The 17,108-nt window shown below is 68.5% G+C and carries 19 protein-coding genes and 1 riboswitch; of the genes, 9 read left to right on the top strand and 10 right to left on the bottom strand.

Annotated elements, in window-relative coordinates; translation table 11 throughout:
• Positions 1 to 7 precede the first annotated feature (7 nt).
• Positions 8 to 529 (bottom strand): hypothetical protein, encoded by a 522-nt coding sequence (locus D7X99_RS16580; RefSeq protein ID WP_121752695.1) that lies wholly within the window; start codon positions 527 to 529, stop codon positions 8 to 10.
• Positions 530 to 622: 93 nt separating this feature from the next.
• Between D7X99_RS16580 and D7X99_RS16575 the strand changes: the two genes are divergently transcribed.
• From D7X99_RS16575 to D7X99_RS16565, 3 genes are all read left to right on the top strand, one after another.
• The gene (locus D7X99_RS16575) at positions 623 to 1,774 is read left to right on the top strand and encodes an AI-2E family transporter (protein ID WP_121778656.1); all 1,152 of its coding nucleotides are present in this window, start codon (positions 623 to 625) and stop codon (positions 1,772 to 1,774) included.
• A 48-nt stretch (positions 1,775 to 1,822) separates the two neighbouring features.
• Positions 1,823 to 2,860 carry a hypothetical protein gene (locus D7X99_RS16570; RefSeq protein WP_121778655.1) on the top strand — a complete coding sequence of 346 codons (1,038 nt, stop codon included), beginning with the start codon at positions 1,823 to 1,825 and terminating at the stop codon, positions 2,858 to 2,860.
• 121 nt (positions 2,861 to 2,981) lie between these two features.
• A complete protein-coding gene (locus D7X99_RS16565) occupies positions 2,982 to 4,733 on the top strand; it encodes a CotH kinase family protein (protein WP_121778654.1) in 1,752 nt (583 codons plus the stop codon).
• 45 nt (positions 4,734 to 4,778) lie between these two features.
• Here the strand turns inward: D7X99_RS16565 and D7X99_RS16560 are convergent, their stop codons facing one another.
• On the bottom strand, positions 4,779 to 5,546 hold the full coding sequence (locus D7X99_RS16560; protein WP_120575502.1) for a polysaccharide lyase: 768 nt from the start codon (positions 5,544 to 5,546) through the stop codon (positions 4,779 to 4,781).
• 115 nt (positions 5,547 to 5,661) lie between these two features.
• Between D7X99_RS16560 and D7X99_RS16555 the strand changes: the two genes are divergently transcribed.
• From D7X99_RS16555 to D7X99_RS16540, 4 genes are all read left to right on the top strand, one after another.
• Positions 5,662 to 7,050: a DUF2380 domain-containing protein gene (locus tag D7X99_RS16555; protein WP_121778653.1), complete on the top strand. Its 1,389-nt coding sequence runs from the start codon at positions 5,662 to 5,664 to the stop codon at positions 7,048 to 7,050.
• Complete coding sequence (locus tag D7X99_RS16550; RefSeq protein WP_120575500.1) at positions 7,047 to 7,517, top strand: NUDIX hydrolase; 471 nt, start codon at positions 7,047 to 7,049, stop codon at positions 7,515 to 7,517. The genes D7X99_RS16555 and D7X99_RS16550 overlap by 4 nt, the downstream gene beginning before the upstream one ends.
• A 48-nt stretch (positions 7,518 to 7,565) precedes the next feature.
• A riboswitch (guanidine-III (ykkC-III) riboswitch) is annotated at positions 7,566 to 7,635 on the top strand.
• A gap of 17 nt (positions 7,636 to 7,652) precedes the next feature.
• Positions 7,653 to 7,982: a quaternary ammonium compound efflux SMR transporter SugE gene (gene sugE, locus D7X99_RS16545; RefSeq protein ID WP_121778652.1), complete on the top strand. Its 330-nt coding sequence runs from the start codon at positions 7,653 to 7,655 to the stop codon at positions 7,980 to 7,982.
• 105 nt (positions 7,983 to 8,087) lie between these two features.
• Positions 8,088 to 8,837: a glutathione S-transferase gene (locus tag D7X99_RS16540; RefSeq protein ID WP_121778651.1), complete on the top strand. Its 750-nt coding sequence runs from the start codon at positions 8,088 to 8,090 to the stop codon at positions 8,835 to 8,837.
• On the opposite strand, the gene D7X99_RS16535 is transcribed toward D7X99_RS16540, so the two are convergent.
• Genes D7X99_RS16535 through D7X99_RS16525 form a run of 3 tightly spaced genes read right to left on the bottom strand, consistent with a single transcriptional unit; the run spans position 8,801 to position 10,292 of the window.
• Positions 8,801 to 9,097: a Carotenogenesis protein CarS gene (locus D7X99_RS16535; protein WP_121778650.1), complete on the bottom strand. Its 297-nt coding sequence runs from the start codon at positions 9,095 to 9,097 to the stop codon at positions 8,801 to 8,803. The genes D7X99_RS16540 and D7X99_RS16535 overlap by 37 nt on opposite strands.
• Complete coding sequence (locus D7X99_RS16530) at positions 9,094 to 9,753, bottom strand: NrsF family protein (RefSeq protein ID WP_121778649.1); 660 nt, start codon at positions 9,751 to 9,753, stop codon at positions 9,094 to 9,096. Before D7X99_RS16530 ends, D7X99_RS16535 begins: the two co-directional genes overlap by 4 nt.
• On the bottom strand, positions 9,750 to 10,292 hold the full coding sequence (locus tag D7X99_RS16525) for an RNA polymerase sigma factor (RefSeq protein WP_120581331.1): 543 nt from the start codon (positions 10,290 to 10,292) through the stop codon (positions 9,750 to 9,752). Before D7X99_RS16525 ends, D7X99_RS16530 begins: the two co-directional genes overlap by 4 nt.
• A 188-nt stretch (positions 10,293 to 10,480) precedes the next feature.
• Between D7X99_RS16525 and D7X99_RS16520 the strand changes: the two genes are divergently transcribed.
• Positions 10,481 to 11,017, top strand: a complete 537-nt coding sequence (locus D7X99_RS16520) for a DUF2378 family protein (RefSeq protein ID WP_120581330.1) — start codon at positions 10,481 to 10,483, stop codon at positions 11,015 to 11,017.
• A 75-nt stretch (positions 11,018 to 11,092) separates the two neighbouring features.
• Positions 11,093 to 11,581, top strand: coding sequence for a peptidylprolyl isomerase (locus tag D7X99_RS16515; RefSeq protein ID WP_120581329.1), 489 nt, complete (start codon positions 11,093 to 11,095; stop codon positions 11,579 to 11,581).
• On the opposite strand, the gene D7X99_RS16510 is transcribed toward D7X99_RS16515, so the two are convergent.
• From D7X99_RS16510 to D7X99_RS16490, 5 genes are all read right to left on the bottom strand, one after another.
• Positions 11,575 to 12,849, bottom strand: coding sequence for a DEAD/DEAH box helicase (locus tag D7X99_RS16510; RefSeq protein ID WP_121778648.1), 1,275 nt, complete (start codon positions 12,847 to 12,849; stop codon positions 11,575 to 11,577). The genes D7X99_RS16515 and D7X99_RS16510 overlap by 7 nt on opposite strands.
• A 95-nt stretch (positions 12,850 to 12,944) precedes the next feature.
• Entirely contained in the window at positions 12,945 to 13,799 is an 855-nt protein-coding gene (gene fghA / locus D7X99_RS16505; RefSeq protein ID WP_121778647.1) for an S-formylglutathione hydrolase, read from the bottom strand.
• Positions 13,796 to 14,908, bottom strand: a complete 1,113-nt coding sequence (locus tag D7X99_RS16500; RefSeq protein ID WP_121778646.1) for an S-(hydroxymethyl)glutathione dehydrogenase/class III alcohol dehydrogenase — start codon at positions 14,906 to 14,908, stop codon at positions 13,796 to 13,798. Before D7X99_RS16500 ends, fghA begins: the two co-directional genes overlap by 4 nt.
• A gap of 100 nt (positions 14,909 to 15,008) precedes the next feature.
• A complete protein-coding gene (locus D7X99_RS16495) occupies positions 15,009 to 15,749 on the bottom strand; it encodes a response regulator transcription factor (protein WP_121752685.1) in 741 nt (246 codons plus the stop codon).
• 20 nt (positions 15,750 to 15,769) lie between these two features.
• Positions 15,770 to 17,053 carry a sensor histidine kinase gene (locus D7X99_RS16490; protein WP_120581056.1) on the bottom strand — a complete coding sequence of 428 codons (1,284 nt, stop codon included), beginning with the start codon at positions 17,051 to 17,053 and terminating at the stop codon, positions 15,770 to 15,772.
• Positions 17,054 to 17,108: the final 55 nt, after the last annotated feature.

Below are 17,108 nucleotides of genomic sequence, written 5' to 3'. Positions count from 1 at the left end.
CCTGGCTTCACTGCCGGGTCGCCGTGAAGGGGCGCGCCACGTTGCATCTTTGGGCGCTGGTCCCCTGGACGCGTGAGAACTGGCCGCTGAAGTTCCCGGTCAGGTTGCTCTGGCCCAGGCCTCCGTCCTCGGCTCCGCCGGTGTGGGTCGCGGTGAGGGTGTAGGTGGCGCTCACCCCGCCGTCGCCGCTGGGCAGCGGCGTGCCGATCAGCGTCAGGTCGCCGGTCGCGTACACCTGACCCGTCAGCGCCACCCCCGCCAGTGAGGCCGTGAGCGCGTTGCCCCCGGTGCGCTGGATGTTCAGCACCTCGCCGTCCGCCAGCGGCTGGACGTTCAGGTTCACGCACTCGGCGGACAGGCCCGCGTCCCCCAGGAACGTCAGCGGATACGCGCCCTCCACGGCGGGGCAGTTGTCGGTGCATGCCACGCTCTGGCTCTCGTCGCAGCCAGCGGGAGCGAGCATCAGGAAGGTGCTGGACACCACTGCGGTGGCGACGGCTGCCAGGGGAACGAAACGTCCAGAAGTCATGGATGGCCTCTTGGTGAAGCGAGGAGCGGACTTCCTGGTGGGAATAACCATTCCTACGTTGTGTGCAGTCGTTCTGGGGGACGGGGTGGGGCGGTGACGGCGGGCGATTCGAAGCGGTGGTCCAATTTCATCTTCGCGGGGCTGTTCGCGCTCGCGCTGATTCTCTTTTCACGCATTCTGCTGCCGTTCCTGATGCCGGTGCTGCTGGGCGGCTTCCTGGTCGTCCTGTTCATGCCCATCCAGGACTCCTTGGACCGGCGGCTCCAGGGCCGCAAGTCCCTGACGGCCGGACTGTCCACCCTCGCGGTGTTCCTGCTGATTCTCGCCCCGCTGGCCCTGGTGGGCTGGATGGTGGCCCGGGAGGTGCTCCAGTTCGTGGGCCAGGCGCAGGACCTGTTGGATCAGGTGGACCTGCGTCACCATTTCCTCAACAGCCTGCCCCGGGGCCTTTCCCGCTACGTGCACTTCGATCCGGAGAGCTCGGAGACGGAGCGCCTGTTGATGACGGCGGTGTCGGGCGGCGCGGGGCTGCTCGCGGACGTGGTGGGCGCCGGCACGGAGCTCATCGTCAACATGTTCCTGATGACGGTCGCCATGTACTACTTCTTCCTGGACGGCCGTCGTCTGGTGAACGAGGTGGCGCGGCTGATTCCGCTGGAGCGCCGCTACTTCGACGCCTTCTCCCACGAGTTCACGGACGTCGCGTACGCCATCATCTACGGCAACACCGTCACCGCGCTGGTGCAGGGCGCGGTGGGCTTCGTGGGGTTGCTCATCGCGGGCGTGCCGCACGCAGGTGTGTGGGGGGCGGCCATGGTGCTGGTGGCGCTGGTTCCGGTGGGCGGCACCGCGCTCGTGTGGGGGCCCATTGGCGTCATCCTCGTCGCGGCGAACCGGGTGAGCGAGGGCGTGTTCCTGCTCGCGTGGGGCACGTTCCTGGTGGGCAGCATCGACAACGTCATCCGCCCCAGGCTGTGCGGTTCGCGCATGGCGCTGCACCCGCTGCTCGTCTTCCTGTCCATGTTCGGCGGGCTGGCGGTGTTCGGGATGATGGGCCTGCTGGTGGGGCCGCTCATCGCGTCCATCTTCATGGCCATGGTGCGCATCTACCGGCGCGACTTCCTGGGTCGTGCGCAGGAATCCCAGCCTGCACCCGTGGTGTCCCAGGATTCCTCGCCTTCGCTCACCCCGCAGCCCGCGCCGGTGCCCTCCGCGGCCAGCGTGGGTCACGTGATGAACGCCTGAGCCCCGAGCCTGGACTTCGCCCCGGCGCTGGGTGAACCTGACCGGAGCATGACGACCACCCGAAGCGCGAGGGTCCTCTCGGGACTGCCGCGGACCCTGGCCCTCGTCGGAGCCCTGTCGGCTCCGGCCGCGGTGGCCTCCGACGTCCTGACGCCGCCGGCCTTCCATGGCACCCGGGAGTCCCCCGCGTGGCTGTCGCTGCGGCTGGGCACCGGACCGTCAGGCAAGGCGCAGTCGAAGGCGGAGCCGGAGGTGGGCGCGCCCACCTGGGTGCGGCTCAACCTGTCCCTGACGGCGACGTGGCGGCGCTACTGCGCGCGGCCCGGCGTGGACAGCTGCGGCGCGTACGACAGGCTGCCGGAGGAGGATCAGCTCGGGGACACGTCGGACTTCACGTCTTCGTATCCGTACCTGGGGCTGGCGCTGGAGGTGGAGGTGCTGCCCCTGGCGCGCGCCACCCCGTCGGTGCTGCGCGGGCTGGGGTTCAAGCTGGGGGCGCAGCGGGGCTTTTCCAATTCCGACGTGACGCTCACCGGGGACGGCGGCCAGACGCCGGTGCGCGAGGTGTCCGCCACGGACACGGCCTTCACCGCGCAGGCGATGTATCGCTACTACTTCCGCTTTGGCACGACGCGGCCGCAGCAGGGTTACGTGGGCGCGCGCGCCGGCATCCAGACGCGCGCGTTCGACGTGGAGCAGTCCACGGACAACCCGCTGACCGGCACGCACCGCGTGTTCCCGTCCGTGGCGGTGGACCTGTCCGTGCCGCTGTTCAGCTCGGTGCGGCTGGACGCGTCGGGCGGGCTCCTGCTGTCGCCCAAGCCGGGGCACTCGCCGGACGCGGACGGGGGCCGGCGGGCGCTGGAGGTCCGCGACTACGGCACGTCCGTGTCCAGCTTCGGCTGGAGCGCGGAGCTGGGCGTGTCCGGGGACATCTGGGGACCGTTCGGCTACGAGGTGGCCTGGCACCTGGAGCACTTCAAGGACAGCTTCTCCGGGCCCGGCACGCTCACCGGTTGGAACAACGGAGGCGCGGCCGAGGAGACGTACTCCAGCCTGCACGCTGGCTTGATCGTGACGTACTGACGTTGACGCTGTCGGGCGTGCGACATCACCCTGAAGCGCGGGTGTCGGCACTCCGGAACGATGACTACCCCTTGCCTCCACGGCCTGTCACAGGCCCGTGACGCAAGGGGGACGCTGCTCGGTGCGAACAAGGCGATGGTGGACGCGGGGACTGGCGGGGCTGGCGTGCTTCGCTCTGGTGGCGTGCGGCGGCGGTGACACCCAGTCGCCCACGAACGACACGCCTTCCGGCACGGACTCCGACGCGGGCACGCACCCGCAATCCGACGCGGGCACGCACCCGCAATCCGACGCGGGAACGGGTTCGCAGTCCGACGCGGGCACCGGAACGCCGGACGCGGGAGCCGAGGATGCGGGCACGGCACCGCGGGCCTGCGCGCCCACCGCGGGCCACACGCGCTGGGTGCTGGAGGGCGAGGCCTTCACCGCGCAGGTGACGTGCGCGACGGGCCTCAAGGAGTCCGGGCTGCGCTTCGGGGTGAAGAACCTGCCTCAGGGCGCCACGTTCGACGAGTCCACCGCCACGCTGCGTTGGACGCCCGCGCTCAACCAGGGCGCGGTGTGGATGCTCACGCTGGAGGAGCGCACCACCGACGAGACGGGCACGCTCAAGGTGGGCGTGGCCAACAATGACAACGCGTCGGGCAAGGTCGACATCGTCGACCCCGCGGCCTACACGGAGGAGTACGGGCTGCCCGTGGTGCACCTGTTCTTCGACCCGGCCGTGGGCCTGACGTCCGGAGGCTACCGGCCCGCGGAGGTGGTGTACCGGGGCCACCGCTTCACGATGGAAGCGAAGTACCGCGGGGCCACGTCCAGCGTGTTCCCCAAGCGCAGCCTGACCTTCAAGTTCGCGGAGGACGACCTGTTCTCCGAGCCCGTCTTCGGCGACGGCTTCAAGGACCGCAAGCGCCTGGTGCTGATCACGCCGTTCAATGACAACTCATACCTGCGCTCGCGGCTGGCGTTCGACCTGTGGAACCGGCTGTCACCCGACGCCGTGCGCATCCGCACCTTCAGCGTGGTGGTGTACGCGAACAACAAGTACCGCGGCCTCTACACGGCGGCGGACCACGTGGACAAGCGGCTGATGGAGTGGAACGGCATCGACGACGACTCGGACCTCTTCAAGGGCGTGGACGCGGACGCCAACTTCTCCCGCCTCAAGCGCAATGGGCAGACGAAGGAGCACCTCCACGTCGGCTTCGAAAAGGACGAGGGCACGCCCGAGCAGAACCAGGCCCACGCCTTCGACACGCTGGACGCCTTCGTCGCGTGGGTGGCGGACTCCAGCGCGGATGGCTTCCGCCAGGAGTTCGGCACGAAGCTGAAGGCGCGGGACTACGAGGACTGGTGGATCTTCAATACGCTCATCCAGGGCAATGATTCGCAGGGGAAGAACGCCTATCACGCGTATGACCCCAAGGCGGGCGGACCGTGGCGCTTCATCCCGTGGGACCTGGACGCGAGCTTCGGGCAGAACTACGACACCACGCGCACCAGCGCCACGGCGCGGCCCACCTATGCGTATGACAACCTGCTCTTCAAGCGGATGCTGGCGGAGCCCACCATCGCGGGCCCCATGCGCGAGCGCTACCGCCAGGCCCTTAAGAACGAGCTGAGCGAGGCCGCGGTGCAGGCCATGATCGACGGCTACGTGCAGGAGCTGGGTCCGAACGCGCAGCGAGACGAGGCGCGGTGGGCAACGGAGTACCGCGACTTCGCGAAGCCGGAGGCGGGGAGCGACGGAGGGTACGGCAACTTCCCGGACTGGCACCTGCGCCAGGACTTCAAGACCCACGCGGAGGAGGTGGAGTACATCCGGCAGTGGGTGCACACGCGGTGGGGCGCGTTCCAGTCACAGCTGCCGTGAGGTTGGCGGCGCGGCGGGGGGAGGACCTCGCCGCGCCCACCGGGACTACCACTGCGAAGGGTCGGCGTCGGCGAACGTCGTGCCGGCGGCGATTTCGTCGAACCAGATGCTGCGGTTGGGCTGGGAGCCCTGCATGGAGCCGCTGTCGTGCCAGCCATTGGCGTAGAGGCCGACGCGGAACTGGAAGTAGCGGTCGTCAGCCACGGTGGTCGCCAGATTGAACTGCTCCAGGACCTTCACGCCGTCGAACCAGAGCTTGATGTAGCCGGTGCTGTCGCTTGCCCACTTCACCTGCATGATGACCTTGTGCCATTCCCCCGCGCTCACGGTGGCCAGACTGGGAAAGGTGACGGTCTTCTGGTTGCAGACGGTTCCCTGCTTGACGCGCGTGTAGAGCTGGTTGCCGGACAGCCACACCATGGTGGACGGCATGTAGTCGTCGCAGCCGGTGTTGGAGAAGTCCGCGATGAACTGCGCGATGTTGTAGGACTGGGGTTGGAACTGCCAGTCCTGCTGCAGGCGGAACGTGAAGCCATAGAAGCCCGTGTCGCCGCGGCGGTAGACGTTGTTCCTCACCACCTCCGAGTGGTACCGGCCCGTGTAGTTCGGGTCGTAGATCTGCGTGACCTTGATGGCGGTGGGGCCCTCATAGGTGACGTTGGTGACCTCGTTCACGGAGCCGTTGTGCTCCCGGTTGATGGAGTTCCATCCGGTGAGTGTTCCGGTGTTGCGGAAGATCTCCGCCGCCTGCGCGCTCAGCCCCAGCGCGAACAGCGACACGCTAGCGGCGACGGCGAAATGCTTGGGCTGCATTGAAAAGCCTCCACTGAAATTTTACGGCTTTGTCGCTATTGCTTGTTTTTCAAGCTTAGCAGGTTCGTGCCTCGTTTGTCTCGTTAGAGTGGAGCTCCCCTTTCCAGGAGGCTCCATGACAGCGATGCGATGGCTGCTGGGTGTCGTGATGATGTCCCTGGCGTGTGCCTCCGGGCCGCCCGTGCGGGGGCGTGAGCTGCATCAGGGCTCGCGAGTGAGCGCGGGTCTCGGGTGGCAGGGCCGGTCCAGGGGAGGAGAGACGGCGGCTCCCTTGGAGTTCCGGGCGGTCCGGAATGCCATCCAGGAGGTGTCGGACTCACTGGATGGCATCGCCCGGGGGCTCGCCAGGCTGGAGGACCGGGGCGCGGGCATCGGCGGGCACGGCGGTGTCTTCACGCGCTACCTCGAACACGGCTCGGGGCAGTTGGCCGGGATCCGCGGTCTGATCGAGGACGCCACGTTGCTTGAGGAGGCTTCGGAGGCGGTAACGGACGCGGAGCTGGCGCAGGGGCTCCTCCGGATGTCGGGCCAGCGAATCGAAGCCGCACTCGCCAGCGCGATGCTGTTGGCCGCGTGGCTCGACTTCCTCCAACTCGCGGATGCCGTGCTTGAGCAGTGCCCTTTCTACAGCGTCGAGCAGCTCTTCGTGGACCTGGCCCGTGTGCAGGGGCGGATCGATCCGAGCCTGAAGCGGCTCCAGTCATTGGATCCGGAGCAGGTGGAGTCCGCGTCGGTCGCGCTGCCAGGGCAGATGGGGGCCCTCACGCGTGAGTTCCAGTCCATCCGCGAAGGTGTCCGTGCATCGGCGGAGCTGGGCGGGAAGGTCGTGGCGGCGGCGCGGTTCCTGGAAATGCTCACGCTGGTGTCGTCCCTGAAGGCGTCACTGCCACGACTGCCGCCAGCGGCTCCCGCGACCATTGGCGTAGGGCTCGTGATGGGGTCGGGCGGCGTGATGATGGGCTCCCGGATTGTCGTCTCTGCGGAGTGGGTGGAGCGGATGCGGGCGCTCGTCCAGGCAGGTGTCCTCTCCGCGCCAGTCGTCAGCGCGGCGGTCCGCGTCCACGCCGGACAGCTGCTGATGTCGCAGGGCGGTCAGGACCTGCCCAAGGGCGTCCGCGAAGCGCTCGGTGATGGGCCAGAGGTCCGTGGCATGCGCGAGACCGGCAGGGCAGGGGCCGGAATGTCGGATGCGCCGCGGCACCACGTGATGCCGCGAGAGCACCGGGAGTGGTTCGAGAAGCGCGGCTTCAAAGGGGCGATGGACATCGACCAGTTCTGCGTCCGCCTGGAGCGTTCGCACCATGAGGCCATACATGGTGGCGGTGATTGGAGGCTGGGGCGCACCTGGCCCGGTGAATGGAATCAGCTGATCATGAAGGCGCTTCGCAAAGCTGAAGTCGAAGCGGGCAAGAGGTTGACCCGCAACGAGGTCCTGGACATCGTGGCGGACTGGATGAGGACCTACGACATCTCCATGAATTTCGTTCGAGGGAGCAGACGATGACGGACGGGCGTTCCTGGAATGGCAACTGGAAGGTTCGCATCCATGAGCGGCTTCAGGAGCGTGGTTTCAAGTCGCTCACCGCGTTCGCAGAGGCGCATCCGGCCATGCCGTTCGTGGAGCTGGCGGAGGAGCTTGGGAAGGACGATGTCGCGGGTGTCCAGGTCCTCCGTGGACTGCTTGTAGAGGCGGAGCGGAGCAAGCAGGTCACACGGTTCGTACGCGACGTGTTCGTTCGTCACTTCGCCTACAGCCTTCCGAAGGGATGGCCATCCGAGATGGATGATCAATCCCGATTTCAGCTCGCCAAGGCGCTCGCCTACTGGTCCACTGACGCTCCTGATAACTACGAGCAGCGGGTCGAGCGGGCCATTCGAGCCCTCCGCGCCAATCCACCCCCGCCAGGCTGGCGTCCCCTCGGTCCCAACGACGAGCTTCTCCTCACGTTGCTGCCTGACGAGCAAGCCTGAAGGAGTAGCGGTCGGCGACCATCCCGGTTAGCTTTCGAGTCGCGTGCGGAAGCCCCAGGGTGGGGCCTCTGAGCCCGGACGAGGTGCGCCGTACCCGGTCACGACAAGACGACGCCTTAACGGGAGTCGTGTGTCATGTCGCCGTCGTGGATCCTCCTCATCATCGCGGGCCTTCTCGAGGTCTGCTGGACGCTGGGCCTCAAGTACACGCAGGGCTTCACCCGGCCGCTGCCCAGCGTGCTCACGGTGGCCGCCATCATCGCGAGCATGGGCCTCCTGGGCATCGCGGTGAAGCAGCTCCCCATCGGCACGGCCTACGCGGTCTGGGTGGGCATCGGCGCGGCCGGCGCGGCCATCGCGGGCATGGTGCTCTTCCATGAGCCCGCCACGCCCTCGCGCCTGTTCTTCCTGGTCCTGATGATCGTCGCCATCATCGGGCTGAAGGTCACCAGCGGAACGCACTGACCTCAAGACCGTGGGGGAGTGAACCCTCCTCGTAGATGGGCTTCCAAAGCGCGCATCCCCCGAGCACAGGATGCGCGCCTGTTCCCATCACGCGAGGTGACGGCGATGAGCGACGCGAAGTTCGAGCTGTACTACTGGCCCGGCATTCCCGGCCGGGGCGAGTTCGTGCGGCTGGTGCTGGAGGAGGCGGGCGCGGACTGGGTCGACGTGGGCCTCCTGCCCGAAGCCCAGGGCGGCGGCGCCAGGGCCATCACGGCGATGATTTCCAAGGGCTCCGTGCCCGCGTACGCGCCGCCAGTCCTCAAGGTGGGCGACGTCGTCTTCTCCCAGGCGCCCAACATCTGCTCCTACCTGGGTGAGCGCTTCGGCCTGGTCCCCGCGGACGAAGCCTCGCGTCTCCATGCCCGTCAATTCCAGCTCACCGTCGCGGACGCGGTCGCGGAAGCACATGACACGCACCACCCGCTCGCCGTGATGAAGTACTACGACGAGCAGAAGGACGCCGCGAAGCAGCGCGCCGAGGATTTCCGCACCCAGCGCATCCCGAAGTTCCTGGGCTATTTCGAACGCGTGTTGAAGGCAAACACGCAGGGCGGCGGGAAGTACCTCCTGGGCCGCGACTTCTCCTATCCGGAACTGGCGCTATACCAACTGGTGGAAGGCCTGCTGTATGCCTTTCCCAATGCCATGCGCCGCGTCGCCCCGGAGGTTCCCGGCGTGATGGCCTTGCGTCAGCGCGTCGCGGAGCGCCCTCGCATCGCTGCCTACAAGAAATCCCCGCGCGCCCAGCCCTTCAACCCGCACGGCATCTTCCGGCACTACCCGGAGCTGGACGACCCGAACGCGACGAAGTGACCCTGGGGCACCTCGACGATCTCCCGGGCGAAGAACAGGTCCTCGCCCAGGCCGGCCACGCGCACCTGGATGAGCGGGTCGCTCGGGTACTGCATGGGCGGATCGTCGAATACCAGCGCCACGACGACGCCCACTCGGCCCAGGAAGCGCTCCGACACGGAGTCATCCGGCTCCGTGCGGACGATCATCACCGCCGCGCCCATGCGCACCGGCGCGCCGTCCACGTCTTCCATCAAGATGAGCGAGGGGTCGTGCTTCATGGTGCGTAGGTCCGGGGTTTGAGTCGTTTCGACAGCGCCCAGGTCACGAGCGTCAACAGCGCCCATGCCCCCAGGTGATAGGTGGCCACGTGGCCGGGGCCCTGCTCACACGCCAGCTCGCCCACGACCGCGCCCACCGTCCCCACCGCCAGCCCCGCCACCGCCGCGCGCAGCGGGTCGAACACCGCCGACCGCAACGCGACCAGCGCCACCACCAGGGGCACCAACGCCAGCGCCACGTGGCTCACGGTGCACACCCACTCGGGGAGGGTGGAAGGGCCCCGCGGGGTGGCCCGCGTCAGCACCAGCAGCGCGGCGCTCACCAGCGCCATGCCCACGCCCACCCAGCGCAGCCTGCGCCCGCGTGGGGACAGCGCCCCCCAGGAGCACACCGCGCTCGTGGACAGCAGCATCGCCAGCAGGGGCGCGCGGCCCATCAACATCGAGCCCGTGGTGCGCCCCAGCGCCAGGAACACGCCCATCACCGCGAGCGCCATGCCCGCGGACGCCGCGAACACGCCCAACGCCTGCGAACGCCACCCCCGCACCGGCCGCTTCAGGGCCAGCTCCGCGCGCGATGCCGCCAGCGCGCGCTCCATCGCCTTCGGGTCCAGGCGGGGCGGGGTGGACCGCCATGGGTCGTTCGGAGGGCTCATGACACGTCCTCCAGTCCGCCCAGCAACTCACGCAGCTTCTCGTAGCCCCGGTGTGCCCGGAGCCGGGCCGCGCCCGCGCGGATGCCGCGCATCTCGGCGATCTCCTCGAAGGACCAGCCCTCCATCTTGCTCAGCACCACGGCCTCACGCTGCTCCACGGGCAATTGCTGGAGCGCGTCCTCGATGCGCCGGCGCATGGCCGGGTCCCCGTCCGGCGCGGGCACCGACGTGGGTCCGTCCTGCGGCGCGTGCGCGTGCGCGTCCACGTGCTGCTGATGCCGCAGCGCGTCCCGGGCCGCGTTCGCCGCGATGGTGAGCAGCCAGGGGGTGAAGCGGGTGCCCCGCTCGTAGCGGCCCCGGGCGCGGATGACGGAAAGGAAGGTCGTCTGCATGAGGTCCTCCGCCAGCGGTCCGTCCCTCACCATGCGGGAAAGGAAGCCGTGCACACGCCCGGCATGCCGGGCGAACAGCGCCTCGAACGCCGGCTCGTCTCCCTGGCGAAACTGGTCCATGAGCACTTCGTCCGTAACGCCTTCCATCGTCTGGCTCACGGACGGCCCTGCTCGGAAATCGTTTCCAAGGGCGGTCGATTGCCTCCTTGGAGGCTCCAAAGCCTTGAAACGACAAGCGCTGGACGTGACATCGCCGGAGGGCTCGCTTCCAGGACCCGAACGGGTAGTGTCGCGCGCCTTACCGGTTTCAACGCGTTTCCCCAATTCGAGCGTCCATGTCCCCGGCCGAGGTCGTCATCCAGTCCACGCTGTTCGAATCGCTGCTGCGCTGCGTGCGGTTGGACAACGCGTTGCGCGAGCGGATGGCGGCGGCTGGCTATGACCCGGACCGGCCCAGGGCCAGCTATCCGGCGTCGGTGTTCCAGCGCTGCCAGAACCTGGTGCTGCAGGCCGCGTACGCGGGCCGGCCTCGCGAGGAGGCCCTGCGGCAGATGGGCCGGGACCTGGTGCGCGGCTACTTCGAGACGCTGGTGGGCAAGGTCGTGAACGTGGCCCTGAAGGTCGCGGGCCCGGACCGCGCGATGAAGCGGGTGGCGCTGAGCTTCCGCTCCGTGATGGAGCCGGTGGAGATCACCTCCACGGAGCTGGGCCCCAAGGACTGGCGGGTGACCTTCCAGGGCTATCCCTTCCCGGCGGAGGCCGCGGCGGGGTGTTGCGAGGAGGCACTGCGTCAGGCCGGGGCCGCCAATGCCAACGCGGTGCTGGAGTCCGACGACGGACACGGCCGCTTCGAGCTGCACATGCGCTGGTAGGACGTCCCTGTGCACGCCGTAACGGTGATCATCATCCTTCCACCGCGACATGACTGAATGCGCTATGAGGGCCCCATGAAAATCGGCAAGGACAGTGTTGTCGCCATTGACTACAAGCTGCACCTCGGCGACGGGAAGACCGTGGACGAGAGCGAGGCGGGCGAGCCGCTCGTCTACCTGCACGGCTACGAGGAGATCGTCCCCGGCCTGGAGAAGGCGCTGGAGGGCAAGTCCGCGGGCGAGTCGCTGAAGACGGTCGTCTCCGCGGCGGACGGCTACGGCGACTACGATCCGGAAGGCGTCGAGGAGGTCCCCCGGACCGAGTTCCCCGAGGACCTGGAGATCAAGGCCGGCGGCATCCTGAGCGCCACGGATCCGGAGGGCGACGAGGTCGACTTCCTGGTGAAGGAAGTTCGCAAGGACACGGTGCTGGTGGACTTCAACCACCCGTTCGCCGGCAAGGAACTGCACTTCGAGGTCTCCATCAAGGAAGTGCGCGCCGCCACGCCCGAGGAACTCGAGCACGGCCACGCGCACGGCCCCGACGACGACCACGATCACTGACCGCTGGGGCCCTTCGTCCGGCCCTTGCCGTGCGTCCGGGCATGCCGCCCGGGCGCCGCGCCCTCGGCCCGCTTGGAGGTCCCGTGGTCCGCCTGACGAGGCCCCGGGTCGCGCTGCTTCGCCGCGAAGGCCTGCATCTCCTGCTTGAAGAGGGGGTCGTTGCGCGGCACCTCCGTGCGGGGGAGCTCCTGCCGGATGATGCGCTCGATGTCCGTGAGCGTGCGGCGCTCCACTTCCAGCGCGAAGAGTGACGCCCGTCCACTGGCCGCCGCGCGAGCGGTGCGGCCAATGCGGTGCACGTAGTCCTCCGGCCCGTGCGGCACGTCCATGCTGATGACGTGGCCAATGTCATCCACGTCCAGTCCGCGCGCCGCCAGGTCGGTGGCCACGAGGCAGCGGTACTGCCCCCGGCGGAAGCCCTCCAACGCCTGACGCCGCTGCGCCTGCGTGCGGCCCGCGTGCAGGGCAGCGGACTTGTGGCCCGCGGCGGCGAGCAGCTCCTTCATCTTGTCCGCGCGCTGCTGGGTGCGCACGAACACGAGCGCGCTGGCCTGATCCTGTGAGAGCAGCGTGAGGAGCAGGGGCCACTTCTCCTCGGGCTTCACGATGTAGAGGTGCTGTTCGGCGCGGGGCGCGGGCGTACCGCTGGGAGTCACCTCCACGCGCACGGGCTTGTGCAGGGCGCGCTGTCCGAAGCGCGTCACGTCCGCGCCCAGGGTGGCGGAGAACAGCAGCGTCTGGCGCTGGCGGGGCAGCGCGTAGAGGATCTGGTTGATCTGCGGCAGGAAGCCCATGTCGAGCATCCGGTCCGCTTCATCCAGCACCAGGGTCTGGATGCGCGACAGGTTCACGGCCTTCACGCCCAGCAGGTCCACGAGCCGGCCCGGCGTGGCCACGATGAGGGTGGGACGTGAATTCAGCGCATCCACCTGCGCGTTCATGTCCTCGCCGCCGACGATGAGGACGGGCATGACGCCCAGGGGCTCGCCGAAGAAGCGGGCCTGCTCCTCCACCTGCTGCGCCAGCTCGCGCGTGGGGGCGAGGATGAGGCCCCGCGTGCCCTTCTCGCCCGCGAAGCGCTCAATCATGGGGAGCAGGTAGGCGGCCGTCTTGCCGGTGCCGGTGGCCGCGCAGCCGATGACGTCGCGACCGGACAGCGCGGGCGGGATGGCCTGCGCCTGGATGGGCGTGGGGGTACCGAAGCGGGCACGCTTCACGGCGCCCAGCGTTTCGGGGGACAGGCCCAGGGACTTGAAGGAAGCAGTCATGCCCCACGCCTCCCACGTTTCGGGCCAGGGAGGGAAGGGGATTGAGGGACAGGGCGCCCCGGACCGTGTAGGCCCGGGCGCGCCAGGGGCTGTTTTCAGCCCGCGTTCAACGCGGTTCCATGATGGCGCAGGTGGTCTTCCATGAACGTGGAGACGAAGTAGTAGCCGTGGTCGTACCCCTCCTGCATGCGCAGGGTGAGGGGCTGGCCCGCCGCCTCGCAGGCTTCCTTGAGGAAGTGCGGGTGCAGCTGGTCCGGCAGGAACTTGTCCTTCGTCCCCTGGTCCACGAGCAGCGCCGGCACGCGCCGGCCGGCCTTCAGCAGCTCCGTGGCGTCGTACTCGCGCCACGTCTGCTCATCCGGTCCCAGGTAGCCGCCAAAGGCCTTCTTGCCCCAGGGGCTGCGGATGGGCGCGCCAATGGGAGCGAACGCGGACACGGACTTGTACCGGCCCGGGTTGCGCAGCGCCGTCACCAGCGCGCCGTGCCCGCCCATGGAGTGCCCGAAGATGCCCTCGCGGTCCATTCGCGCGGGGAAGTGCGCGCCGATGATGCCGGGCAGCTCCTGCGTGATGTACGTGCCCATGCGGTAGCGCGCCTTCCACGGCTCCTGGGTGGCGTCCAGGTAGAAGCCCGCGCCGGTGCCGAAGTCCCAGTCCGCGTCCTCGCCCGGGATGCCCGCGCCGCGAGGACTGGTGTCCGGCGCCACGAGCATCAGCCCCAGCTCCGCCGCCACGCGCTGCGCGCCGCCCTTGGTGACGAAGGTCTCCTCCGTACAGGTGAGGCCCGCCAGGTAGTACAGCACGGGCACCTTGCCGTGCTTCGCCTGGGGCGGGGTGAAGACGCTGAAGCGCATCTCACCGCCGCAGGCCTCGGACGGGTGCTTCCAGAAGGACTGCGTCCCCCCGAAGCACGCGTGCTCGCTGACGAGCGTAGGCGTCACGGCGCTCATCCGTACTTCACCACGCTGCGGATGGACTTGCCCTCGTGCATCAGGTCGAAGCCGTGGTTGATCTCCTCCAGCTTCAGCGTGTGGGTGATCAGCGGGTCGACCTGGATCTTCCCGTCCATGTACCAGTCGACGATCTTCGGCACGTCCGTGCGGCCGCGGGCGCCGCCGAACGCGCTGCCCTTCCACACGCGGCCGGTGACGAGCTGGAACGGGCGGGTGCTGATCTCCTGCCCTGCGCCCGCCACGCCGATGATGATGCTCTCACCCCAGCCGCGGTGGCAGCACTCCAGGGCCTGGCGCATCGTCTTCACGTTGCCGATGCACTCGAAGCTGTAGTCCGCGCCGCCGCCGGTGAGGTTCACCAGGTACGGGACGAGGTCGCCTTCCACTTCCTTCGGGTTCACGAAGTGCGTCATCCCGAACTTCTCCGCGATCTCCTTGCGAGCGGGGTTCAGGTCCACGCCGACGATCATGTCCGCGCCCACCATGCGCGCGGCCTGCACGACGTTGAGGCCGATGCCGCCCAGGCCGAAGACGACGACCTTCGCGCCGGCCTCCACCTTCGCGGTGTAGACGACGGCGCCCACGCCCGTGGTGACGCCGCAGCCGATGTAGCAGACCTTGTCGAAGGGGGCGTCCTCGCGGATCTTCGCCACGGCGATCTCCGGCAGCACCGTGAAGTTCGCGAACGTGGAGCAGCCCATGTAGTGGTGGATGGCCTGCTTGCCCAGGCGGAAGCGGCTGGTGCTGTCCGGCATCAGGCCCTTGCCCTGCGTGGCGCGGATGGCCGTGCACAGGTTCGTCTTCTGGGACAGGCACGACTTACAGCCGCGGCACTCCGGCGTGTAGAGCGGGATGACGTGGTCGCCCTTCTTCACGCTGGTGACGCCCGGGCCCACGTCCACGACGATGCCCGCGCCCTCGTGGCCGAAGATGGCGGGGAACAGACCTTCCGGGTCCGCGCCAGAGCGGGTGAACTCGTCGGTGTGGCACAGGCCGGTGGCCTTCAGCTCGATCAGCACCTCGCCCGCCTTGGGGCCCTCCAGGTGCACGGTTTCGATGCTCAGGGGCTTGCCGGCCTCGAAGGCGACGGCGGCGCGGACGTCCATGGTGGGGCTCCTGTGAGTGGGGAACGAAGACTCCCCACCATAGAGGCCACGCACCGCGTCGTCCGTGAAAAGAAGCGGCCCGACCCATCAGGGCCCGCAACTAGACGGAGATCAGGCCCTTGCGGATGCCCTCGGTGACGGCCTCCACGCGGTTCGTCACTTCGAGTTTCCGGTAGATGTGCTCCAGGTGCGTGCGGATGGTCGCCTTGGAGAGCGACAGCAGCCGGGCCGCCTCGCTGTTGGACACGCCCTTGGCGATGAGCTGGAGGATTTCGCGCTCCCGGTCCGACAGCGGCTTGAGCAACGGCTCCTGCGCGGACGCCGGAGCAGCGGGCTCCGAGGCGGACGGCGCGACGGCCAGCGGTTCGGTGGGCACGGGCGCGGTGTCCGGCTCCACTCGGAAGTGTCGCAAGAGGCGCCGCGCCAGGTTCGGCTGGATGACCGTGCCGCCCGCGCGCACCTCCTTGATGGCCTCGACGATCTTGTCCACCGTCGCACCCTTGAGCAGGTAGCCGGACGCGCCCGCCTTCACGGCTTCGAGGACTTTGTCCTCCTCGTCGAAGATGGTGAAGATCAGGATCTCCACCTTGGGGAAGCGCGCCTTCACCTCGCGGGTGACGTCGATGCCGCTCATGCGCGGCAGCCCCAGGTCCAGCAGCAGCACGTCCGGCTGCTCGCGCTCCACCTCCACCAGCGCGGCCTCGCCTGACAGCGCGGTGCCCACGATGTCGATGTCCGGATGACCCTCGAAGAGGCGCAGCTGGTTCTTCAAGATCTTGGTCTGGTCCTCCACGACGAACACGCGGATGGGGAGGGCGGGGGCATTCGGTGTCGGGTCCACGGGGCGGGCTCCGGTGCGTGTCAGGCGGAAAGGCAGGGAAGGGAGAAGGCCACCTGGGCTCCGGCGCCGGGCGCCGAGTCCACCACGATGGAACCCCCGAGCTTCATGGCCCGCTCACGCATGTTGAGCAGGCCGTAGTGTCCGCGCGGCGTGCGGCCCGGGTCGAAGCCCTTGCCGTTGTCGCGGACCACCAGGTGCACGCCCTCCGCGCTGAAGTCCAAGCGCACCTGGACCTCCTTCGCCTCGGCGTGCTTCGCGGCGTTGGATAGACATTCCTGGAGGATGCGGAACAGCGCCAGCTGCGCGTCCGGGGGCAGCTTGCGCGTCAGGCCCGTGCGCTCGAAGCGGATGTCCTGCCCGGTGCGGTCGCGGAAGGTCTTGATGTAGTCCTCCAGGCCCTGCGCCAGCTCGAAGTCGTCGCGCATCATCCGCAGGTTGCGGCGCAGCTCCTCGATCGACTCCTCCGCGGTGGCCTTCATCTCGCGGATCTCCGTGCGCAGCCCGTCCTCGCGCGCGAGGTTCAGGATGTACTCCGCCTGGATGATCATCGAGGACAGGGACGCGCCCAGGCCGTCATGGATTTCGCGCGCCAGCCGGTTGCGCTCCTCCACCACCGCCAGCTCCTTCAGGTCGCCCTGCAGCGACACCACCTCGCGGTGCGCGGTGGCCTCGCGCTCGTTCAGGTACACGAGCACGTAGACGATGATGAAGTTGAGCCCCAGGTACCAGAGCAGCGTGAGCAGCTCCACCGCCGTCACGGAGCGGTTGAGCAGCAGATCCAACCGCGTGGTGATGGGCAGCGCCAGCAGCGGCGGCAGGATGGCCAGCGGCTTGGGGAAGAGGATGGCGAAGAGCGTGGTGAAGAGCAGCTGCGTCGCCAGCAGTGGACTCTGAAGGCCACCGCCCACCTGCGGCCGGGCGATGAGCACCACGGTGATCAGCAGGTCGCAGCACAGCGACAGGTAAGTCACCCACCGGCCCGCCTTCGGGTGGTCGATGACGAGCAGGTTCGCGACGCTGTAGAGGAGCATCGCGAAGTAGCCCAGGAACGAGATGGGCCCGTTGAAGCCGAAGTAGCCACTCCACGCGGGCACCGCGAGGATGAGCAGGCCCAACGTGAGGAACATCATCCGCGCGTAGAACAGCGCGCGGGCCCGGGCGACGAAGCGGTCCTGCTCCCAGGAGGCAGCCGCCTGCTCCGCGGACACGTTGTCCGTGAGGTTGCGGCGCTCCAGCACGGCGCGGACGCGGGCCTTCAGGTCATGGGCCGGATGGTCGTCGCCGGGTCGGAGGTCGCTGTCCATTCGAGCGGCAGCTTACGGGACCTTCCCGGGGAGCGGAATTCCCGGCAAGCCGCCA

The sequence above is a fragment of the Corallococcus sp. AB032C genome (assembly GCF_003668935.1).
Taxonomy (GTDB): domain Bacteria; phylum Myxococcota; class Myxococcia; order Myxococcales; family Myxococcaceae; genus Corallococcus; species Corallococcus exiguus.
This window is presented reverse-complemented; position numbering and strand designations above follow the sequence as displayed.

What these genes read in the sequence shown, in the direction of transcription:
- D7X99_RS16555 (WP_121778653.1), top strand. Translation starts at nt 5,662, where the DNA reads ATGACAGCGATGCGATGGCTGCTGGGTGTCGTGATGATGTCCCTGGCG.
- sugE (WP_121778652.1), top strand. Translation starts at nt 7,653, where the DNA reads ATGTCGCCGTCGTGGATCCTCCTCATCATCGCGGGCCTTCTCGAGGTC.
- fghA (WP_121778647.1), bottom strand. Translation starts at nt 13,799, where the DNA reads ATGAGCGCCGTGACGCCTACGCTCGTCAGCGAGCACGCGTGCTTCGGG.
- D7X99_RS16525 (WP_120581331.1), bottom strand. Translation starts at nt 10,292, where the DNA reads ATGGAAGGCGTTACGGACGAAGTGCTCATGGACCAGTTTCGCCAGGGA.
- D7X99_RS16580 (WP_121752695.1), bottom strand. Translation starts at nt 529, where the DNA reads ATGACTTCTGGACGTTTCGTTCCCCTGGCAGCCGTCGCCACCGCAGTG.
- D7X99_RS16540 (WP_121778651.1), top strand. Translation starts at nt 8,088, where the DNA reads ATGAGCGACGCGAAGTTCGAGCTGTACTACTGGCCCGGCATTCCCGGC.
- D7X99_RS16570 (WP_121778655.1), top strand. Translation starts at nt 1,823, where the DNA reads ATGACGACCACCCGAAGCGCGAGGGTCCTCTCGGGACTGCCGCGGACC.
- D7X99_RS16515 (WP_120581329.1), top strand. Translation starts at nt 11,093, where the DNA reads ATGAAAATCGGCAAGGACAGTGTTGTCGCCATTGACTACAAGCTGCAC.
- D7X99_RS16510 (WP_121778648.1), bottom strand. Translation starts at nt 12,849, where the DNA reads ATGACTGCTTCCTTCAAGTCCCTGGGCCTGTCCCCCGAAACGCTGGGC.
- D7X99_RS16550 (WP_120575500.1), top strand. Translation starts at nt 7,047, where the DNA reads ATGACGGACGGGCGTTCCTGGAATGGCAACTGGAAGGTTCGCATCCAT.
- D7X99_RS16500 (WP_121778646.1), bottom strand. Translation starts at nt 14,908, where the DNA reads ATGGACGTCCGCGCCGCCGTCGCCTTCGAGGCCGGCAAGCCCCTGAGC.
- D7X99_RS16520 (WP_120581330.1), top strand. Translation starts at nt 10,481, where the DNA reads ATGTCCCCGGCCGAGGTCGTCATCCAGTCCACGCTGTTCGAATCGCTG.
- D7X99_RS16490 (WP_120581056.1), bottom strand. Translation starts at nt 17,053, where the DNA reads ATGGACAGCGACCTCCGACCCGGCGACGACCATCCGGCCCATGACCTG.
- D7X99_RS16560 (WP_120575502.1), bottom strand. Translation starts at nt 5,546, where the DNA reads ATGCAGCCCAAGCATTTCGCCGTCGCCGCTAGCGTGTCGCTGTTCGCG.
- D7X99_RS16530 (WP_121778649.1), bottom strand. Translation starts at nt 9,753, where the DNA reads ATGAGCCCTCCGAACGACCCATGGCGGTCCACCCCGCCCCGCCTGGAC.
- D7X99_RS16535 (WP_121778650.1), bottom strand. Translation starts at nt 9,097, where the DNA reads ATGAAGCACGACCCCTCGCTCATCTTGATGGAAGACGTGGACGGCGCG.